Source organism: Paenibacillus sp. BK720, assembly GCF_011761545.1.
Taxonomy (GTDB): Bacteria; Bacillota; Bacilli; order Paenibacillales; family Paenibacillaceae; genus Pristimantibacillus.
Genome location: NZ_JAASRQ010000001.1, coordinates 1 through 17547, shown reverse-complemented (window position 1 = coordinate 17547; position 17547 = coordinate 1). Strand labels below are relative to the sequence as shown.

General features: G+C 50.5%; 13 protein-coding genes. 2 read left to right on the top strand and 11 right to left on the bottom strand.

What is annotated here, in order from left to right; genetic code table 11:
* Window positions 1-12 precede the first annotated feature (12 nt).
* From FHT67_RS00065 to FHT67_RS00035, 7 genes are all read right to left on the bottom strand, one after another.
* Window positions 13-5940: an S-layer homology domain-containing protein gene (locus FHT67_RS00065; protein ID WP_167194593.1), complete on the bottom strand. Its 5928-nt coding sequence runs from the start codon at window positions 5938-5940 to the stop codon at window positions 13-15.
* 134 nt (window positions 5941-6074) lie between these two features.
* Window positions 6075-7649, bottom strand: coding sequence for an extracellular solute-binding protein (locus FHT67_RS00060; protein WP_132303009.1), 1575 nt, complete (start codon window positions 7647-7649; stop codon window positions 6075-6077).
* Between the two features lie 56 nt (window positions 7650-7705).
* The gene (locus tag FHT67_RS00055) at window positions 7706-8590 is read right to left on the bottom strand and encodes a carbohydrate ABC transporter permease (protein WP_132303008.1); all 885 of its coding nucleotides are present in this window, start codon (window positions 8588-8590) and stop codon (window positions 7706-7708) included.
* Between the two features lie 17 nt (window positions 8591-8607).
* Window positions 8608-9531, bottom strand: coding sequence for an ABC transporter permease (locus tag FHT67_RS00050; RefSeq protein WP_167194590.1), 924 nt, complete (start codon window positions 9529-9531; stop codon window positions 8608-8610).
* A 304-nt stretch (window positions 9532-9835) separates the two neighbouring features.
* A complete protein-coding gene (locus tag FHT67_RS00045) occupies window positions 9836-10183 on the bottom strand; it encodes a VOC family protein (protein WP_167194587.1) in 348 nt (115 codons plus the stop codon).
* Between the two features lie 205 nt (window positions 10184-10388).
* A complete protein-coding gene (locus FHT67_RS00040; RefSeq protein WP_167194586.1) occupies window positions 10389-11351 on the bottom strand; it encodes an alpha/beta hydrolase family protein in 963 nt (320 codons plus the stop codon).
* A 53-nt stretch (window positions 11352-11404) separates the two neighbouring features.
* Complete coding sequence (locus FHT67_RS00035) at window positions 11405-12334, bottom strand: alpha/beta hydrolase family protein (protein WP_208403059.1); 930 nt, start codon at window positions 12332-12334, stop codon at window positions 11405-11407.
* A 108-nt stretch (window positions 12335-12442) separates the two neighbouring features.
* Here FHT67_RS00035 and FHT67_RS00030 point away from each other — a divergent pair, with 108 nt between their 5' ends.
* Window positions 12443-12877 carry a MarR family winged helix-turn-helix transcriptional regulator gene (locus FHT67_RS00030; RefSeq protein ID WP_132303003.1) on the top strand — a complete coding sequence of 145 codons (435 nt, stop codon included), beginning with the start codon at window positions 12443-12445 and terminating at the stop codon, window positions 12875-12877.
* Between the two features lie 311 nt (window positions 12878-13188).
* On the opposite strand, the gene FHT67_RS00025 is transcribed toward FHT67_RS00030, so the two are convergent.
* Window positions 13189-13677, bottom strand: a complete 489-nt coding sequence (locus FHT67_RS00025; protein WP_167194583.1) for a MerR family transcriptional regulator — start codon at window positions 13675-13677, stop codon at window positions 13189-13191.
* Window positions 13678-13851: 174 nt separating this feature from the next.
* Here FHT67_RS00025 and FHT67_RS00020 point away from each other — a divergent pair, with 174 nt between their 5' ends.
* Window positions 13852-14703 (top strand): SDR family NAD(P)-dependent oxidoreductase, encoded by an 852-nt coding sequence (locus FHT67_RS00020; protein ID WP_167194580.1) that lies wholly within the window; start codon window positions 13852-13854, stop codon window positions 14701-14703.
* Window positions 14704-14857: 154 nt separating this feature from the next.
* Here the strand turns inward: FHT67_RS00020 and FHT67_RS00015 are convergent, their stop codons facing one another.
* The 3 genes from FHT67_RS00015 to FHT67_RS00005 all read right to left on the bottom strand — a co-directional run bounded on the left by FHT67_RS00015 (window position 14858) and on the right by FHT67_RS00005 (window position 17313).
* Complete coding sequence (locus FHT67_RS00015) at window positions 14858-15544, bottom strand: DUF6199 family natural product biosynthesis protein (protein ID WP_167194565.1); 687 nt, start codon at window positions 15542-15544, stop codon at window positions 14858-14860.
* Window positions 15545-15678: 134 nt separating this feature from the next.
* Window positions 15679-16683, bottom strand: a complete 1005-nt coding sequence (locus FHT67_RS00010) for a phosphotransferase (RefSeq protein ID WP_167194562.1) — start codon at window positions 16681-16683, stop codon at window positions 15679-15681.
* Between the two features lie 123 nt (window positions 16684-16806).
* On the bottom strand, window positions 16807-17313 hold the full coding sequence (locus FHT67_RS00005) for a hypothetical protein (RefSeq protein WP_167194559.1): 507 nt from the start codon (window positions 17311-17313) through the stop codon (window positions 16807-16809).
* Window positions 17314-17547: the final 234 nt, after the last annotated feature.

Below are 17547 nucleotides of genomic sequence, written 5' to 3'. Positions count from 1 at the left end.
GCTCCCTTCGATTTATTGATTATAAATCCGGTAGAACAGTGCGGCTGCTTCCGCCCGCGTCAATTGGCTTTTAGGCATGAGCAGTCCATCATTGCCCTGCAAGAGCCCCGCTTTTACAAGCGCGCTTATGCTGCTCTTGGCATAGGCCGAAATCTCACCGGCATCCGCAAACCCGGCAAGCGCATCCTCGGAGCCGGCCGGAAGACCAGCTTTAGCAACCGTGAGAGCACGCTCGATAAACGTTGCCGCTTCCTCTCTCGTGATCGGAGTCTCCGGATTAAACCGGCTGCCTCCGGCACCGTTCGTAATGCCAAGAGCCTTGGCCGTGCCTACCGCATCGGCATAATAACGATTCGAGCTCACGTCGGCAAAGCTTCCCGGAGTATCCGTTGCAAAGCCAAACGTATCGACGAGCAGCTTTACGAAATCGGCTCGCTTAATCGATGCGCCAGGAGCATAAGACGTACCCGATACGCCGTTAATGATTCCTTTTGCCGCAAGCACCTCGATCGCTTCCTTCGCCCATGCGTAGCCGTTCAGGTCGCTGAACGATTTTTGCACGAAAGCAACCGCGTATTGGCTGAAATGCTTCGTCGTAAATACGATGCTTCCGGCTGCTTCCTTATACCGTCCGCTAGGCACGGGGAACGGCTTGCCGCTTCCGTCGATATACCAGACGGTCAGCTTCTTGGCATCGGATTTCTCGGCAGCCGAAGGCGTATACGGAATGGAGACCGTCACCGGCGACCCGCTGTTATGCCAGTCTATCGTTTGACCAGCAGAATGGATCGACAAATCGACAACCGGACGGTCGCCGAGCTTCTTCTTCAGCTGCTCGCTCCACCCACTGGTATTCGCGCTGCCAATGCTGATCGTTACCGTCTGACCAAGCTTACCCGCATCCGGCTTCAGCATATCGCTCGAGAGCAGAATGGTCCCCGTCGGGGTTACCAGCTCGATTTGCTTATCCGGCGACTGCTGGTTTACAAAGCTTGAAGGAAGCTCCAAGGAGTAGCCGTTTGCACCGGCTGCACTTGAGAGCACCACGGTCACTTTTTTCTTGCCGTCCTGGCCAGCCGATGCTTTGGAGAACGCTTGATCCAGCAATGAGGCAGTCAGCGAAAGCTTTGCATGTTTTGAACCGGCGTCAACGACTGGAGTTCCTTCTACCTTAACCGCTCCATTCGCGCCAACCGTCACCTTTGGCTGATCCGTTTGCCCTGCACCGGATCCGGAACCGTTACCCGGATTTGTTGTTCCGCCAAGCGCCGACAGTCTTGCCAACAATCCGGCTTTTACCGTTCCTTGCGGGAGCAAGCTGACAAAGTTGGCTGCCGCATCCATGCTTGTAACATCCTTCGACTGTTCAGCCGCCGCTACCGCGGCTTCGGCCGATTGCTCAAGCAGACTTTCATAATCCGAGCCCAGCAGGTACAGATCGCCAAATTGCGTGGCGTCCTTGCTTGTTCCGATCCCCTGATTATACTCGATAAAGCCCGAACGGCCGGCGCCGTCATGTTCATTGAGCAAAATCGTAAGACCAAGCGGATCCTCCTGCGAGAAGGTGTAACCCGCGCCATGCAGGGCCGAGAGCGGAATGGTAATGTCATAGACCGTCTGATGAGTCGGTTCATCCCGCGTAATAACGGCATCCGCATCGTTAAAAGCTCCAGCCGCTACGCCGGCCGGCGCACGCCATCTCCACTTGGAGACGGTTCCGCTGTTCGTCAGCGCAAAACCTAGCTCGTTGACGTTTTGACTGGAGGACCCGTCTTTTCTCGATAAATCGATCCCAAGCTGCAAGCTGTCGCCCTGCCAAATATCGCCGTTCGTCCAAGTCTGGTAATGCGTATTGTCCGTCGCGCGGACCGTTACGTACAAATTATCGTTATCGTAGCGTACGCTTGCCTGTGCGCTCAGGTCGTCCTTGCCGCCCCAAATGCCGCCTAGGCTTGAGTAATTCGTGGAGCTCGAAATATCAATCGCAGGCTGAACCTGGCTGTTATCGTCCTTGCGCGTCGCAAACGACTGCGCGGTTTTCACTTGCGTCACATAGGAGTAACCATTATCCAGCGTTACCTTGTACTTCAGCGTATCCCCTGACAGATAAGGAAGCTTAACGAGCACGCTCTCACCAAGGGCGATCCCCTTGAAGCGAACCGGGATAAATTTGTCCTTGTAGCTGTCCGGCGCAATAACTTCGATCTTACCCGCAAGCGGATCGGATTCCGTCATGTTGGTCAGCTTCAGGGCAAAATTCGCGTTAGCCGGGTTGCTCTCGTCAAACTCGCCTTTCACCAGATCCAGCGCAACCGGAACCAGGTTGGAACCCGTCACCTTAGTCCCCGCTTCATTGGTCAGCTGCAGGCCGCCTTTAAACAGGTTATTCGCGATAATCAGCTTCTCAATGTCCGGACCGGCATACACATGATTGGTGTTAGGCTGCTGGAAGTAGGAATCATACAGCGTGATGTCGCCGCCAACCGCGTTAATGCCGCGTTGTCCCACTCTCGTAAAGTTGCTTTGCTGAATGCGCACGTCACCTCCGAAAATATCAAAGGAACGCGTCGTGTCCCCCCACATGGAAGAGTTGAAGAAGACGGCTTTGGAGTCAAAATCCTCGCCTACGACAACGTAGACTTTGTCGGAGGTGCTCATCGAGACAAGCTCGGTGTTGATCAGCTTAAGACCCGCTTCTCCCGCGGCGTCCAGCACGGCGCCTTTCTTGCTACCGTCCGTACCGTGGCCGATGACAACCGCCTCAGGTCCAACACCGTTCTGCTCTTCAAAGTGAATCCCGTATTTCGAACCGTATACAAACGTATTAAAGATCGTCTCGCTCTTCACGTCGCCAATCCGGAACGCGTCCAGATTCTCCTTCTGGTAGCTCCATACCGCATCAAAGTCCGGATCCGTGGAAGGATGGTTAGGGAAATTGTTGCGCCCGTAATAATGCGGGTTGAACTGAACGTTACGCATCAAGCCGCCGTCAGCGCCGCCGCCGAGGAAAATGCCTTCCATCAGAGGAGAGCCCGCAACGTAATCAATATAATGGCCGCTCGTATCATAAGTGCCAAAGTCAACGCCCTTGTAAGGGTTGATAAGGGTGGTATCGATCAGGTAAACGCCGCTGCCTTTGCCTTGAACGGTCCAAGCGTAAGGCTTCACGTTCGTCCAGCTCTGCCGGTCGTAATAAACGGACAAGCCTCTGAGGCCCGCATCCTGTTCAAGCGAGATAAACGCAGCGCCGTCAGGGTTATTCTCGCCATAAGCCGTGAACAATGCCGTGCCGCCGCCAATCGTATGATGCGGAACATCCCATGAGCCGCGCAGCTCAACGCCGCTTGGAACGGTCAGCGGATTATTGACGCGGTAAATGCCGGCCGGCAAATACACGGTACCGCCTCCCGCCGCATCGGCATCGTCCAGCGCTTGCTGAATTTTCGCCGATACATCCGTCTCGCCTGTGCTGTCCGCCTCGTAAGGGGCGGCCGTAATATCAAACAGGCTGTTGTTAGCCGGTTTTGGACGGTTCGCTAAATCGAGCGCCGCAACAGAAGGAAGCTGCTCCAGCACGTATTTCGCATCCCGATGAACGTTAACCTCTGCCGCATCGCTGTTATCGGTTACCGCCAGACTGCCGTTTAGTCCGGAATTAACCGAATTAACCGTTGCTACGCTGCCTTCCAAGAGCACATGCTTGGCAGCTTTAGCGAAAGTGGACTGACCTAGAATAAGCGAGCCGCCCTTCGCGTCGATGGCATAACCGCCGCCTTGGTCATCCCAGTTCTCGAATGTGCTGTTCTCAAACGACAATACGCCGCTGCCTTCATTGACAACCGCATGATGCGGGGTACCGCCAAACGTCACTTGATTGAATTGAACGATGGAGTGGAAGCCTTCGGTCGCATAGACCGCTTTAGGGTCAATGCCCACGTTAGCTTTAAAGCTGCTGTCCGAAATTAATAGTCCAAAATCGTTAACGCCCTCCACCTTCAGCGCCACGTTGCTGTCATGTACATTGATTTTGTAGAGCTGGGCGTTAGCCGTCTCCAGGCTGCCCGTTCTTGTCGTAACCCGCATGCCCGTCTTGAAATCGGCAAGGTCGATATCGGACATATACTCCCAGTCCGAGCGGCCCATCACGATCCCCTCGGTGTTAGCGGTCGTATAAGCTTTCAGCTCCGTCGGCTGCGGCGAGCCTGCCAGCCCGGAGCCTGCCCAATAGGAGGACGCGAGACGAATATGCTCCAGTCTTCCGATATCCGTTGTGTAGTCGAGGAAAATCCCCGTCTTCAGCGCCGTACCGTACAAATTGCGCACATAATGCAGTTCGTTCCAGCTAGGACCAATCTTGATGCCGTTGTAAGCGTTGACGAGCGTTACGTTCTTAACCGTCATGCTGTCGCCGGACAGCTGCTCGAACGTCCACGGATAAGCAACCGGCGCGCCAAGCGACTGCTCCGGATACCAGACGGACAGGTTCGTTACGCCGCTCACCGGCGCCAGCTGCAGGAAGCTTGGGCCGTTCTCGATGCCTTTATCGGCATAAACGGCAAGGATGGTACCTTTTACTTCGCCGCCGGCCGCGTCGGGACTAATCCAATCGCCGCGCAGCGTGACCCCTGTCGGAACAATCAGATGACTGGTCAGCTTATACGTGCCCGCCGGCGCAAAAACAACGCCGCCCCCGCGGTTGCCTGCCGCGGCAAGCGCGTCCTGGAACGCTTTGGTGTCATCCTTCACGCCGTCGCCGGCCGCGCCGAAGTCCTTCACGCTCATATCGGCGATTACAACGTCATCCGTCGGATAGACCGTGTCGTACACTTTGGTCTCCGTCGAGACAATTTGCCGCGGCTGGGTTCTTACCGAAACCGAAGCGATATAGAGATCCGGATTAGCTCCAATCGCCCCCGGCCCGGATACGTGAAGGCGGAAATCGCCGCCGTTTGTGCCGTTTGCGAACTTCGCGTCGCCAAGCTTAAACGTATGTTTTTTCCACGTATTGGTGTTTGTATAAGTAAATTCAGGCGCATCCTTAAAGGCTGCGGACTGCGCATCATACTGAAGCTTCATACTGCCATTGCCGCTGTCGTAATACTCGACCGTTACAAATACGTCCTGATCCGCGTTATTGAACAAAAAGCTGTCCGAGACGTCAAAGTAGAAATAAAGAATATTGGCGCCATGGTCGGTCGGGCTGATCGTCTGGTTGGTTTTCCAATACGTCTTGCCGTCAATCTCTCCGGTCAAAAGATTCTCGGGAGCGCCATCGCCGGGATGGGCCGTAATGCCATGGGATGCCGGAGTTTGGCCAAGCGTAATGCTGGCTTCCGGCGTAGCCGTTTCCTTCAGCGTTTTCTTGACCGTAACGCTCGCCAGCTTCAAATCCGGATTCTGTTCGCCGTTAATCCCGCCGCCTTCAATGGCGATCCGGAAGTCGGAGCCGTTCGTGCGGTTGGCGAATTTGGCGTCGCTCAGAGTAAAGGTGTAGTCCTTCCACGTCTTCGTATCCGTATACGTAAACTTAGCGCTGTCTTTAAATGCAGCCGACTGCGCATCGTATTGCAGCAGGAAGCTTCCGTTTCCTTCGTCGAAATAGCGGAGGGTTACGTCTACATCGTAATCCGCGCTGTCGAACAGATAATCGTCACTGACGTTCATATACAGGTAAGTGGTGCCTTCTGCTTTATTCGTCTGCCAATAAGGCGTACCTGCTTCCGTACCGGTTAGAAGACCATCCCCGTTATCGCCGGCTCTGCCGGAGATCCCGCTTTCCACCGGCGTTTCCCCAAGCGTAACCGACGCTGTATCGGAAGCATCGTCCGCGGCATAAGCACTAGGCAAACCCATAAAACCAACGGAAGAAAAAATCATCAGCATCACAAGCATTTTCGCCATTCCGGCACGTGCTTTTATCCAATTTCGGTTCGTAACCACAATCAAACCTCCAGTTTGCACATGTATTTGAGAGCTGTATCCGCTTACAAAGCCGAGAAAAAAGAGAAGCCCCTTAGGTGTCATCAGGCTGGCTTCTCTTGTTTGTTTGTGCGATATATTAGCTGGCTGCAGGATTACTTCTTGTTTGCAAGGAACGCGTCGATTTGTTTTTGAGTCTCCGTAATGATCGTATCCAGACCGTTTTTCTTTTGCGCTTCGATGTAGTCGTTAACGGCTTTGTCTACATCTTTCACGACGCCGAATTCGATTGGCCGGCTCAGTTCGTCGCTTGCCGCGTCGCGTTTCGCCACTTCGTTCTTCATCGTGTCTTCCGCAAGGAACAGACCGTCGATCGGCGAGTTGACGTTGTTAGGCTCGCTTGCGAACTTCGCTTCGTTCTCCCAGAAGCCCGGTCCGTACGTCATCGTTGGACGCATGAATTGCGGCTTCCAGAACGCCCATTGGCCGCCCCACTCCATATAGTTGCTGGTCGTTGTATCCATGCCCTCCGGATATTCGGCCGTGTCGCCGTTCAGGACATACGTTTTGCCTTCGATCCCGTATTGCACAAGGTCGTACAACGTTTTGTCCGTCTCGATCATGTCGAGGAAGCGGAGCACGCGGTCGGCGTTTTTGGAGTTGCGGTTAATCGCAACGACGTTAGCCAGCGCGGTACGGTTCACGAACTTTTTGTCCGGATAAAGCACGGAAGATTCCAGTTTATATGTCGGATCGGAGAAGCCTGGGTTCGCGTTAACCCATTCATGGGAGGTAAGCGTCACGAGCATCTTGCCGTTTCTCCACTCGGCTGCTCCATCCGTTTTGTCAATCATGGCATCGCGGTTAATCAGGTTTTCGTCGTACCAGGTTTTGACCAGCTTGGATGCTTCCAGATAAAATGGCTGCTGCTCGACCGGCTGAACTTTTACAGTTGGATCATTCAGGTAGAAGCCAAGTCCATGGAAGTTCAGGTCCACCCACTCGTCGCGTACCATATACATGGACAGCGGCGTTGTGCGGTTAATTTTTTCGTTTGGATAAGCCTTTTTCATATCGCGAAGCAATTTATCGAGATCTTCAATCGTTTTGATCGAGCCTTCCGGAACATCGATTCCCGCTTTCTCAGTTAAATCGGAACGCCAGGCGATGAACTTACGTTCATTCATCTTCATTGTCCATGGCAGGCCTACGATATTTCCGTTAACGGTAGCTGCGCCAAGCGTGCCTTGCTCCTGGTACTTCTTATAGAGGTTAGGCGCGTATTCCGGCAGCAGATCGTTCAGCGTCATGTAGGAGCCTTTAGCCGCCATTTGCTTGTAGGACAGCCAGTCGCCGTCAAAGTTCATATCCCATTTGTCGCCGGAAGCGGCCATGACGAGCATTTTGTCTTTAAAATCGCCAAACGGAATAAAGTTGATATCGAATTTAACATTAAGGCCTTTGGATTTCACGTATTCGCTGACTTTGGACCATACTTCGTCGGTAGCCGCTTTTTTATCGCCGCCAAAATAAAATTTAAGCGTGACTTCTTTTTCCGGCTCCGTGCTTTCGGTTGCCGGGCTCTCCTTAGGAGCGTTTGCGTTCCCGCCGCTGTTGCTAGGCGTGTTGTTGCCGTTGCCGTTACCGGAGCTGCTGCATGCCGAAAGCATTAAGCTAAGCGACATCGTAGCAGCGAGAGCTAACGACATGATGCGGATCTTCTTCTTCATCCTGACCTCTCCCTTATGCTTGTGATTTATATACTACACGGCGTTAACCGATATAGTCATCCTTTTACCGCGCCTACCATGAGGCCCTTTACGAAATAACGCTGCAAAAACGGATACAGGAAAACAATTGGCCCGATCGTAACGACCGTAAGCGCCATCTTGATCGATTCCGAAGGAATTTGCGCCGATATGCGCTGCATCGCCGAAGCGTTGCTCGAGCTCTTCAGAAACTCAACGTTGGATACCAATGTTCGAAGCAGCAGCTGCAGAGGCTGAAGCTCCTGCTTGTCGACGAACATCAGGCCGAGGAACCAATCGTTCCAGTAACTCAGGGCAACGAATAATCCAACGGTTGCGAGTACGGGCAGCGACAGCGGCATGATCAGCTTGTAGAAAATTTTGAATTCTCCCGCTCCGTCCATTTTCGCCGACTCGTTAATCTCTTCCGGAATCGAATTCATGAAGTTGCGGATCAGGAACATATTAAAAGCGTTGGCGAGCATCGGTAAAATGAGTGCCCAGAGCGTGTCTTTCAAATTCAGATAATGCACGCAAATGATATACCAAGGCACCAGTCCGCCGTTGAACAGCATCGTAATGATGACGTAGACGGATAATATATTGCGATACTTGAACGACCGCCTCGCCATTACGTAGGCGCCCATGCTGGTGACGAACACCGATAAAATGGTACCGGCCACGGTCACGAGAATGCTGATGCCGTACGCATCGATTATCCGGTTGGAACCGAGGAGCAAAATCTTGTAGGAGTCTAGCGTAATGTGATGCGGCCACACCGTATAGCCGTAATCCATAATGTCTTTTTCTGTGCTTAGCGAGCCCGATATAACCATGATGAACGGAAATAAGCAGGACAGGCTGAACAAAGATATAAGGATAATGATGAGAGACTGCGAGATTGAAAATCTATTTGCGTGCATATCGTGTTTCCTCCGTTCTAGAAGATGGCCGAATCTTTATCGATTTTGCGTGCGGCGTAGTTGCTCGCGATTACCAGAACAAATGCAATCATCGACTGCAGGAAGCCTGCCGCGGACGCCATGCCGATATCGCCGGATTTGCGCAAGCTGCGGTACACGAACGTATCGATAACGTCTGTCGTCGGGAACAGCAGGGAAGCGTCGCCAACCATCGCGTAAAACATGCCGAAGTCCGCATTCATAATTCTCCCCACGGCGAGCAGCGTTAGTATAATGATCGTTGGACGCAGCATCGGAAGGCTGATGTACCGGATTTGCTGCCATCTTGTCGCTCCGTCGATCGAAGCCGCTTCGTAATAAGAGTTATCGATGGAGGTTAATGCCGCCAGGTAGATGATCGTGCCGTAGCCCGTTGCCTTCCACCGGATTGCGATGGTGAGAATGATTGGCCATAAGCCCGCTTCGCTATAGAAGTCGATTGGCTGGAGGCCGATGCTTGTCAGGAAGTGGTTCACCGCGCCGCTCTCGAAATCGAGCAGGTTATAGGCGAATACGCCAACGACGATCCAGGAGATAAAGAACGGCAGGAACGTCAGGGACTGCGATACCCGCTTGAAATATTTGTTCCTGACCTCGTTTAGCAATAGCGCGAACCCGACCTCGAAAATGAGGCCAACGGTAATAAACAGCGCATTCAGCAGAATCGTATTTCTTACGGCCCGGAACGCGGTGTCCGAGGAGAACAGGTAATCAAAGTTATCAAATAGCGGATTCATCCAGTCGCTGCCGAAGATGCCTTTGGTAAAGTCGAAATCTTTGAAGGCGATTACAAGTCCGGCCAGCGGCAGGTAGTTGAACAAAAATAGGAGTATCGCTACAGGGAGGAACATAAGCAGTAAGGTGCGATTTTTAAACAATTCCCGAATGACTCCATTTTTCATAGCGTTTTCCCTTCTCTCTTGTGATAGTTTAATTGTAGATTTGAGGGAAATCGAAAACCATGAGTGGATCTTATCCTTTATAGTTTGGATTTAAACAAAGCTGAACTGGGGTCGTTTTTTGCGCTGAGGGGAGGGTAGTAGCCAATTTAGGTGAGTAGGGTATCCCCTTCGGCTGCGCCGAATGCGGGATGATCGTTCACCTTACATCCCGAATTTTCTTTTTTCGCATAAAGAAAGAGCAGGCTATCTTTTCGATAACCCGCTCTTTAACCAGATATCCTATTTGCTTCACGACAACTTAAATTTAGTCCTTCAATTCAATCCGATTACCTTCAGGGTCAATGACAACTCCAATCGTTCCCCAATCTAATTTCTTGACATCAACAAAGACTCCACGGCGCTCTAATTCTGCGACAGCCTCTCCAAAATTATTGACGTTAAAACGAATAACTGTCGGGTTCTCTGCCCTTGTTTTCTCCTTTAGTGAAGCAACACCGCTGTCCTCCAACATGAGATAGCTGCCTCCGAAGTCTAATACAGATAATGCATCCCCCATTTTGCGTACGGGCAAACCCAGTTTCCCAGAGTAAAACTCCAACGCCGCTTCATAATTTTCACAGAATAGGATAATTCCTGTTTCTTTTATATCCATAGAGAATCCTCCTTTTATTTATAATCAACCTGGATGTTATCCCAATAATAACAACCATATTCTCGGCTTCTAATGGAATGTCCTTGTTCCTCGACAAATCACGAAGCAACCAAGCGTAAGGCGGTGTGGGGAAGACCAGTCCGCCCAATGCGCAGTTGTGTTTTTTGCTCTTTGTGTACTACTGTCGCGCGGCTCTTTAAGAGCTTCATTTACATTCGATAATACCCAGCGGATTAGGCGTATCCGTCAACGCGGCAAACGCTGCGGGCCAAGCCGGGTCTTCAGGGTAAAGCATGGTACGGAGATAGCACCAGATGAGCGCTCGCAGCGCAGCCACACGATCGGGGTTTTCGTCGGTCGTTTCCTTCGCGTCGTACGCGGCCACCCCGCCTAACCCATGCTCAGCTCTGAACAGCGTCAGCAGGCATTTGGGGCCGGGGCTCAGGAAGTACGCATCAGAGCGCCAATCCTTGCGATCGGAGAACGCGGGGCTCCAGTCGTTATCCCCCACAACGATGAGGGCTGGCGTTGTCATTGTGGCGAAGCTAGTTGTCCTCAAGACGGGGTAGTGCTCGGTTGCGAACGCGGCGAGATCCTCACCTTTGCCTGGCGCAGCCAACAGTACGCCCACCTTGATCCGAGGGTCGGCTAGATTCACTTCCGTCCCGTCGACCGGGTCAGTAACCCCCTGACCACACAACATGCCTACCGTATGCCCGCCCATTGAATGCCCGACTGCGGCGATTCGGCTCCGGTCTAGGCGCCCACCGAGCCCCGGAACAGCAGCCTCGATCTGGTCGAGGTGATCGAGAATGCAGCGCATGTCCTCGGCTCGGGACCGCCAATACAACGGTGCCTCTGGGTTATCCGATTCACGCAAGCCCAGCGCCTTCGAGTCCAAGTGAGTGGGCTGGATAACGACGAAGCCGTGGGCTGCCCAGAAGTTGGCGAGAGGCCCGTAGCCGTGTAGGGATGACACGAAGTTCGAAGGCCCATGGCCGTGCGACAGAAGAATCACGGGCAGGTCGTTGCCCGTCGAAGGCGCGGAGATCTTGATGTGCAAATCCACAATCCGGCCGGGGACCGACAGCACAACGGGGCTGAAGGTTATAACCGGGGTGGGATCGTTAACAGGAATACCGGCAGCTTCAGTAAACGGCTTGCTCATGGTACGCTCTCCCTTTAGATTAGCCTGCATGAATAACACTCTCCTTTTTCAGATCAATACTCTTGCTTGGATTCAATTCGACCTAACGGGTGGGGACTCTCTTCCAGAGCTTTGCGGGCTTCCAGCCAGCTGGAGTTGTCGAGGTCGAGCGCATCTCTAAGGTACGACAACGTGAGCTGCCGAAGAAAAGCAACTCGTTCGGGGTTCTCGTCCGTCGTTTCCGCGACGTTGTACCCGGAGATTCCGCCAAGCATATGTTCTGCCCCGAAGAGAGTGAGCAGGCTCTTGGTGCCCGGGCTCAGGAAGTAGGGATCTGTGAACCAGTCCGGCCCCCGAGTGGACAGGTGGGATTGGTCATGGTCCCCCGCGACCACAAGAGTCGGCGTCCTCATATCGGAAAAGCTCGGGTTCATGAATGGGAAGTGCTCTGCCGCGAACGGAGTCAAGTCCTCTCCGCCAAGGCCAGTCGTTGAAAGCAATAAGCCCGCCTTGATCCGCGAGTCGGACATGTCCTCTCCCGGTTCGCCATGGGCATCGAGGACTCGTGCACCGAGCAGCATGCTGACCGTTTGGCCTCCCCAGGAGTGTCCCGCTGCGGCAATACGGCTTCGGTCGAGACGTCCGCCGAGGACTGGAACGGAAGCTTCAATACGATCAAGTTGGTCAAGGATGAGCTTCAGGTCTTCGACGCGGAAGCGCCAGATCATTGGTGTACGGGGATCGTCAGGGGGTAGATTCAGCGTCCTCGAGTCGAGATGGGTGGGTTGAATAACCACGAAGCCGTGAGCAGCCCAGTGGTCGACTAACGGACCGTAGCTATCCATCGACCAACCAAAGCCTTGCGAGAAAATAATAATAGGCAACTGGCTTCCCGTCGCTGGCGCTGATACCCGCACTTGCAAATCCTGGCCTCGGCCTGGGGCCGATAGTATGACCGGCTTAAACGAGATAACTGGAGTTGACGTACTTACGTTGGTTTGCATAATAGATGTTCCTTTCTTGGACTTCTCAGCATTAGTTTGGTTGACATGTCAACCTTTAATAAGGGTAGCACCTTGTAGTTGACATGTCAACCGTGTTATTATGAATTCATGAATAAGAGCGAACTGAGCGAAGAAGAAATTCAATTATGGTATAAGTGGAAAGGCTCCTTTCACAGCATCTTCGGTCGCGTAATCAAAGAGATGTCCGATCACACCGGACTATCAGAGGGCGATTATGGAGTACTGGACCGGTTAGACCTTCTGGGGGACGGCAGCCTTCGCCAACAGGAGCTGGCCGAATCCATGGATTGGGATAAGAGCCGATTGTCTCATCATCTGACGCGGATGGAGAAACGCAGGCTGGTGATGAGGAAGCCGTTAGACACCGATCGCGGTGTTCAGGTCATCATTACTCCCATTGGCAAATCAGCCTTAAACGATGCCCGTCCCATCGTCTCCATGGCTATACGCAAACATTTTCTGGATCAATTAACCGATCAAGACGTGGAGTCGATTACGAGGCTGGCGGAAAGAACAAAATAAGAGTCTGCAGCATCTTATACTGGACCCACGCCATGACTATGCATTTTTATGCAGATATTGAACGTGAGTTAATCCGGCCCCCTCTATCAAAACGATGGAGGGGCTTTTGCTGTCCAAAAGCAAAAGCCCCCCCGCTATGTACCGCAACATTAACTTTAGTTCCCAGTCAGCTCAATCGTGAGCATAACGCGGCAGCCTATCCATATCCGCATCCGCGTCTTCGTAGTTTATTAAGCTAAGCTACTCGGTCTAGCTCAACGGACTACATCAGTTTATGCGGGAAGTAGGTGCTCCTCCTTGTTATGACGATCTTATCTTACCGAGGTCTGTGACTTGCCCGCTTTGGCCGATACGGAAAAATACCTCATCTCGCCGGGTGAGACAGGCTTTGGTTGCTCTGGCACGCCTTCTAGATATTCATCCGAGCAGTCCCTTCTATATCTCCCTTCCTCCAACTTCATGTCGATAAAATCAACAACTTGCTGCAGGGAAGCGATCTGGCTGACAATATTTTCACGATGATTTCTTAGGAGCTCCACAAGCTCCGGATATTCCGCGGGATCGGTATCGGCTGAGACCGCCAAAAAAGGCCGAATTTCCTCTAACGGCATCCCCGTTTTTTTCAGGCAAGCTATCAACCGAATCGTATTGATGTCCTCTTGCCGGTAGATGCGGTGCCCGTTATCCTTCCGTTCTACGCGAGGCAGCAGCGCGATCTTTTCGTAATAACGGATTGTATCCTCATTAATTCCGGTTTGCTCGGCTGTTTGCTTTATCGTAAAGCATTGCTCTTCCTTCATCCTGTTCCCTCCCTAAGATTGATTTTTGTACATTATACATCTTGATGCTGGCTCCAAGTCAAATCCCTTCTCCTTGGATAAAAGCTTTGTTTTCGCGTCTTGACTTGGAGTCGACTTCAAGTTATAAACTGTGCGCTATCGAAACAAATATCCCCATATAAAAGGAGATGCACGATGAACAAGTACCAAGGTGAACATATCGCATTGATTACAGGCGCAAGCGCCGGAATCGGGTTGGAACTAACGCGGAAATTACTGTCGGAGAACTGGGATGTGGTTGCTGTAAACCGTTCTGACTTTCCTGCCGATGATATGAGCATCCACAATGCGGTCAAGAGCGGATCGCTTCGCATTTATAAAACGGATGATCTTGCCGACTTTACCAGCTTGAAGGTTACTTTGGAAGAGATCAAAAGCAAGGAGCGGCGGATCGATATATTATTCAATAACGCCGGAGGGTCCTTTCCCGAGCTGAGCTATTCGAAACAAGGACGCGAGAAGCATTATGAGTTGATGACGATCGTTCCTTATATTATTCTGATGGAATTAAAGGAACTCCTAACAAACAGTCGTTTAAAAACGGTCATTAATACCTCTTCTTCAGCCCTAAAATTTACAAAAGAGTTTTCGATCGAAGTCCTGGAGCATCCCAAAACCTTTCGCAAGCTGCTTGGTCCCTACGCGGCCTCAAAGTTAGCTCTTTCGCTATGGACTCAGGCCATCGCATCGCAGCTCGCCAAGGACGACATCAAGATCCGTAGCGTTGACCCGGGTAGCAACAATACGTTAAGAAAAGGGAAACAATCCGGACTGCCCGTTTTGGTTGAAATATTAATGAAGCTATTTTTCTCGCCTCCTACCCTTGGCGCCAATAAGCTGTACGAAGGGGCTCTCGGGGAACACCGTCATGAGAGCGGCGTGTTTTTGCTGAAAGGGCGGGTTACGGGATTAAAGTTTAAAGACCAGGCGCATAACGTTTTGGAGAGAATTCAAGCCATTTACGAATACGAATTTCTCGTGTCTTGAAGCCCAGACCTTGAACTTGAACGGGGGTACTGCGCTAACCTATTCTTCTGCTTAACGATATAAGGAGCAGTTACCGCAACGGCGATCTGCTCCTTGGCTTTTAAGCTATTGTTCTTACTTTAACCGAATCGCAAAGATAGTGTCTTCATGCGCCCTAATACGCTTTGAAAGCGATGAAAATCGAACCGATCATCACGACAATGCCGCCGACTTTGCTCATGAAATAATAGAAGTCGCTCGGCTCGGGGTTCTCGTACATAAGCCGCTGCGGAGATATGCGGAACATTAAATCCTGGAAGGCTTGGTACCGGAAGTTGCACCAGCCAAAAATCAAAAGGCCGAGGGCAAGAAACAGAAACCCTGGCATGCCTCGTTTGACATGGTAATCAGGGTAAGCCGCCATCACGAGTGCCGACGGAGAAAAATCTTCTTCCCCTTCCTGCTTAATCCGCTCGCCGTTGGCGTACACTTGAACAACCATAACGATATTGCCTTTGTCATCGTAGCTCAAGAGAATCCCGTTATTATCCTCGACTCTGTAAACATGGCCGTTCGGATAGGTTACCCGAAACTTGGTAGAGTAAGGAACGCTTTTGTCCGCAATCGCATAGGACTGCTCGCCGATGATCAAAGTGCGGTGCAACTCGTCGTCGGTACGTATTTGGACGGGACCGGCCGTACTGCTATGATAGGTGACGAGACGGTCCTGCTCGCCGGCGAGTTTGTATGTATCCTCGTACAGGTAGAAGACGCGGTCCGTGAAATAGGGCCTCGACAAGACGCCCGTCAAGACCGACACAAGGATCACGGAGAAGAAGAATATAAAACTAGGCGTTTTCATTGTTCGGTATAAAGCCGCTCGGGTAGAAATATACGCTCATCCTTTCTGCTTTATCCTTTTACCAACGACGATACAGGTACTCTTTTAATGGCCAACGCAAGCTGTTCCAAGATGCATTGAACTATCGTTCTCCGTTAGCGTAATCGTCCATTCAGCCATTCTTCAATTTCATTAATTTTCTCTGCATAACGCTTAATATTTAGTATTGTCCCAGCAACCTGTTCGGTCCCGGCTTTCTGTTCATCTTGATCTGTGCAATCAATCCATAAAGACCGCTTTAGACAATATTCTAACCAGTCCAACTTACCTAAAAAGCCACTTACCAAAATCATTCTCCAGTTTGCATGGATATGGTTTTGTGTTATTCCTTTATAGCCTTCTATGAAAGATAAGAACTTTTCCTGGTCGATCTCGCCCGACTCATTTTCAGACCAATAAATAGCCGTTTCAATTAAGTCAAGTTTAGGGTTTCTATAACCTGCACATTCCCAATCAATCAGTGCAGGTTTATCATTCCATAAAACATTCTTAGGGTCTAGGTCTCCATGGCTGATGACCATATCCGTTGAAATTTGCTTAGCTGAATTTATAGCTTCGATATTCCAATCGTTAAGCATTTGGCTGTTTTCATATAATAAATTCGTCCATTCGGCATTACTCTCTTGCCCTTTTTTCAAATAGAAGTTCCAGTCAGTTAGTCCCCGATCTTCTGAGGAATGATTAACTATCCCAAGGTCAGAGAAATCCCCCGTATGTAGAGAAGAAAGAATGCTGCCCATTATTTTGCAATGACCTGAATTTATTTCACTGGGCTTAAGGCTTTTTCCATCCAGCCATTCAAATACGAGACAGAATTGCTCACCCACTTGCTGAATCGAAGCACCATTAAACGTCTTAGCCGGAAGAGAAGGTACATAGTTTGCAGCACGATTAGCAATAAGTTCTGATTTGATGAAGTTTTGCATGGCTGTTGGTCTGGCCATAATTTCAGGGTTTAAAGCTTTGACTACGTATCTCCCCAAGGTGGTTTGTACTGCATACATCCGATGTAATAAACCGCCTGATATCGCAGTAGGACCAATTACTATATCACCAAGCTCTAATTCATTACATAGAGACTCAATTTGACGAGGGTCCATTCTACACTCACTCTCCCACCATCTTCTTCCATTTCGTCATAACAATTTCTACGCAGCAATTACGTTATCCTCCCGCAATGAAAAAGCAGCTGCTCATGGCCGGCTGCTGCAATCTGTATTGAGCTATAGTTCCCCGTTAGCGTAATAATTGCTAGCTAATGTATTTATTGCTTTTGAAAGGTAATTCCAACTTATTTCATAAGTAATATTCATTCCCACACCAGCAGCTCTTAGATTAGTTATTAATTTTTCAAATTCCTTCTTTTCTGTTTCCGTTAGAACTGTATTTGGGAAACCTGAGTAATCAGGAAGATCTGAAAATATTCGACGTAAAGTCGAGAGATTTTGTTCTTGCTGATTTGTTAATTCTCCAGTACGTTTACCATAGTCCATGAGCAAATCGATATCTTCTTTGATGTCCTCAACTTTTTCTAATACGGTATTTTCGTTTTTCCATTTATTTTTAATCTCATAATCAATTGCGCTTTCTAACTGAACTAAATCATTTTGTATATTACGTGTTATGTTAGAATGGTAATTTTCAAGTTGGTTATTTTTCAGTACGATATAACCGATTAATCCTAAAAAAATAAGAATTGTCAGTAAAAAAATAACGTTTTTAACCTTCATCCCTTACCCCTCTCGACATAATCATCACATATTAAGCTCTGAATCCAACATCTCCACTAACGAGAATGATTAAGCCTAAAGAAAAAGCTGCAGCTGGTCCTCCGATGTGCTGCAGCCTTATTGATTGAGCTATCGTTCCCCGTCCCTCGGTTTTAAGGGTTTATCTCACATATACTCACTCATTCGCAGGATTTCAACACCTTAGATTAGATCAATTTTAGGATGGAGGACAGA

Bases quoted from the DNA above. Each gene is read 5' to 3' on its own strand.
- FHT67_RS00025 (WP_167194583.1), bottom strand. From the start codon at position 13,677: ATGAAGGAAGAGCAATGCTTTACGATAAAGCAAACAGCCGAGCAAACC.
- FHT67_RS00005 (WP_167194559.1), bottom strand. From the start codon at position 17,313: ATGAAGGTTAAAAACGTTATTTTTTTACTGACAATTCTTATTTTTTTA.
- FHT67_RS00045 (WP_167194587.1), bottom strand. From the start codon at position 10,183: ATGGATATAAAAGAAACAGGAATTATCCTATTCTGTGAAAATTATGAA.
- FHT67_RS00035 (WP_208403059.1), bottom strand. From the start codon at position 12,334: ATGCAAACCAACGTAAGTACGTCAACTCCAGTTATCTCGTTTAAGCCG.
- FHT67_RS00020 (WP_167194580.1), top strand. From the start codon at position 13,852: ATGAACAAGTACCAAGGTGAACATATCGCATTGATTACAGGCGCAAGC.
- FHT67_RS00015 (WP_167194565.1), bottom strand. From the start codon at position 15,544: ATGAAAACGCCTAGTTTTATATTCTTCTTCTCCGTGATCCTTGTGTCG.
- FHT67_RS00055 (WP_132303008.1), bottom strand. From the start codon at position 8,590: ATGCACGCAAATAGATTTTCAATCTCGCAGTCTCTCATCATTATCCTT.
- FHT67_RS00060 (WP_132303009.1), bottom strand. From the start codon at position 7,649: ATGAAGAAGAAGATCCGCATCATGTCGTTAGCTCTCGCTGCTACGATG.
- FHT67_RS00030 (WP_132303003.1), top strand. From the start codon at position 12,443: ATGAATAAGAGCGAACTGAGCGAAGAAGAAATTCAATTATGGTATAAG.
- FHT67_RS00010 (WP_167194562.1), bottom strand. From the start codon at position 16,683: ATGGACCCTCGTCAAATTGAGTCTCTATGTAATGAATTAGAGCTTGGT.
- FHT67_RS00050 (WP_167194590.1), bottom strand. From the start codon at position 9,531: ATGAAAAATGGAGTCATTCGGGAATTGTTTAAAAATCGCACCTTACTG.
- FHT67_RS00040 (WP_167194586.1), bottom strand. From the start codon at position 11,351: ATGAGCAAGCCGTTTACTGAAGCTGCCGGTATTCCTGTTAACGATCCC.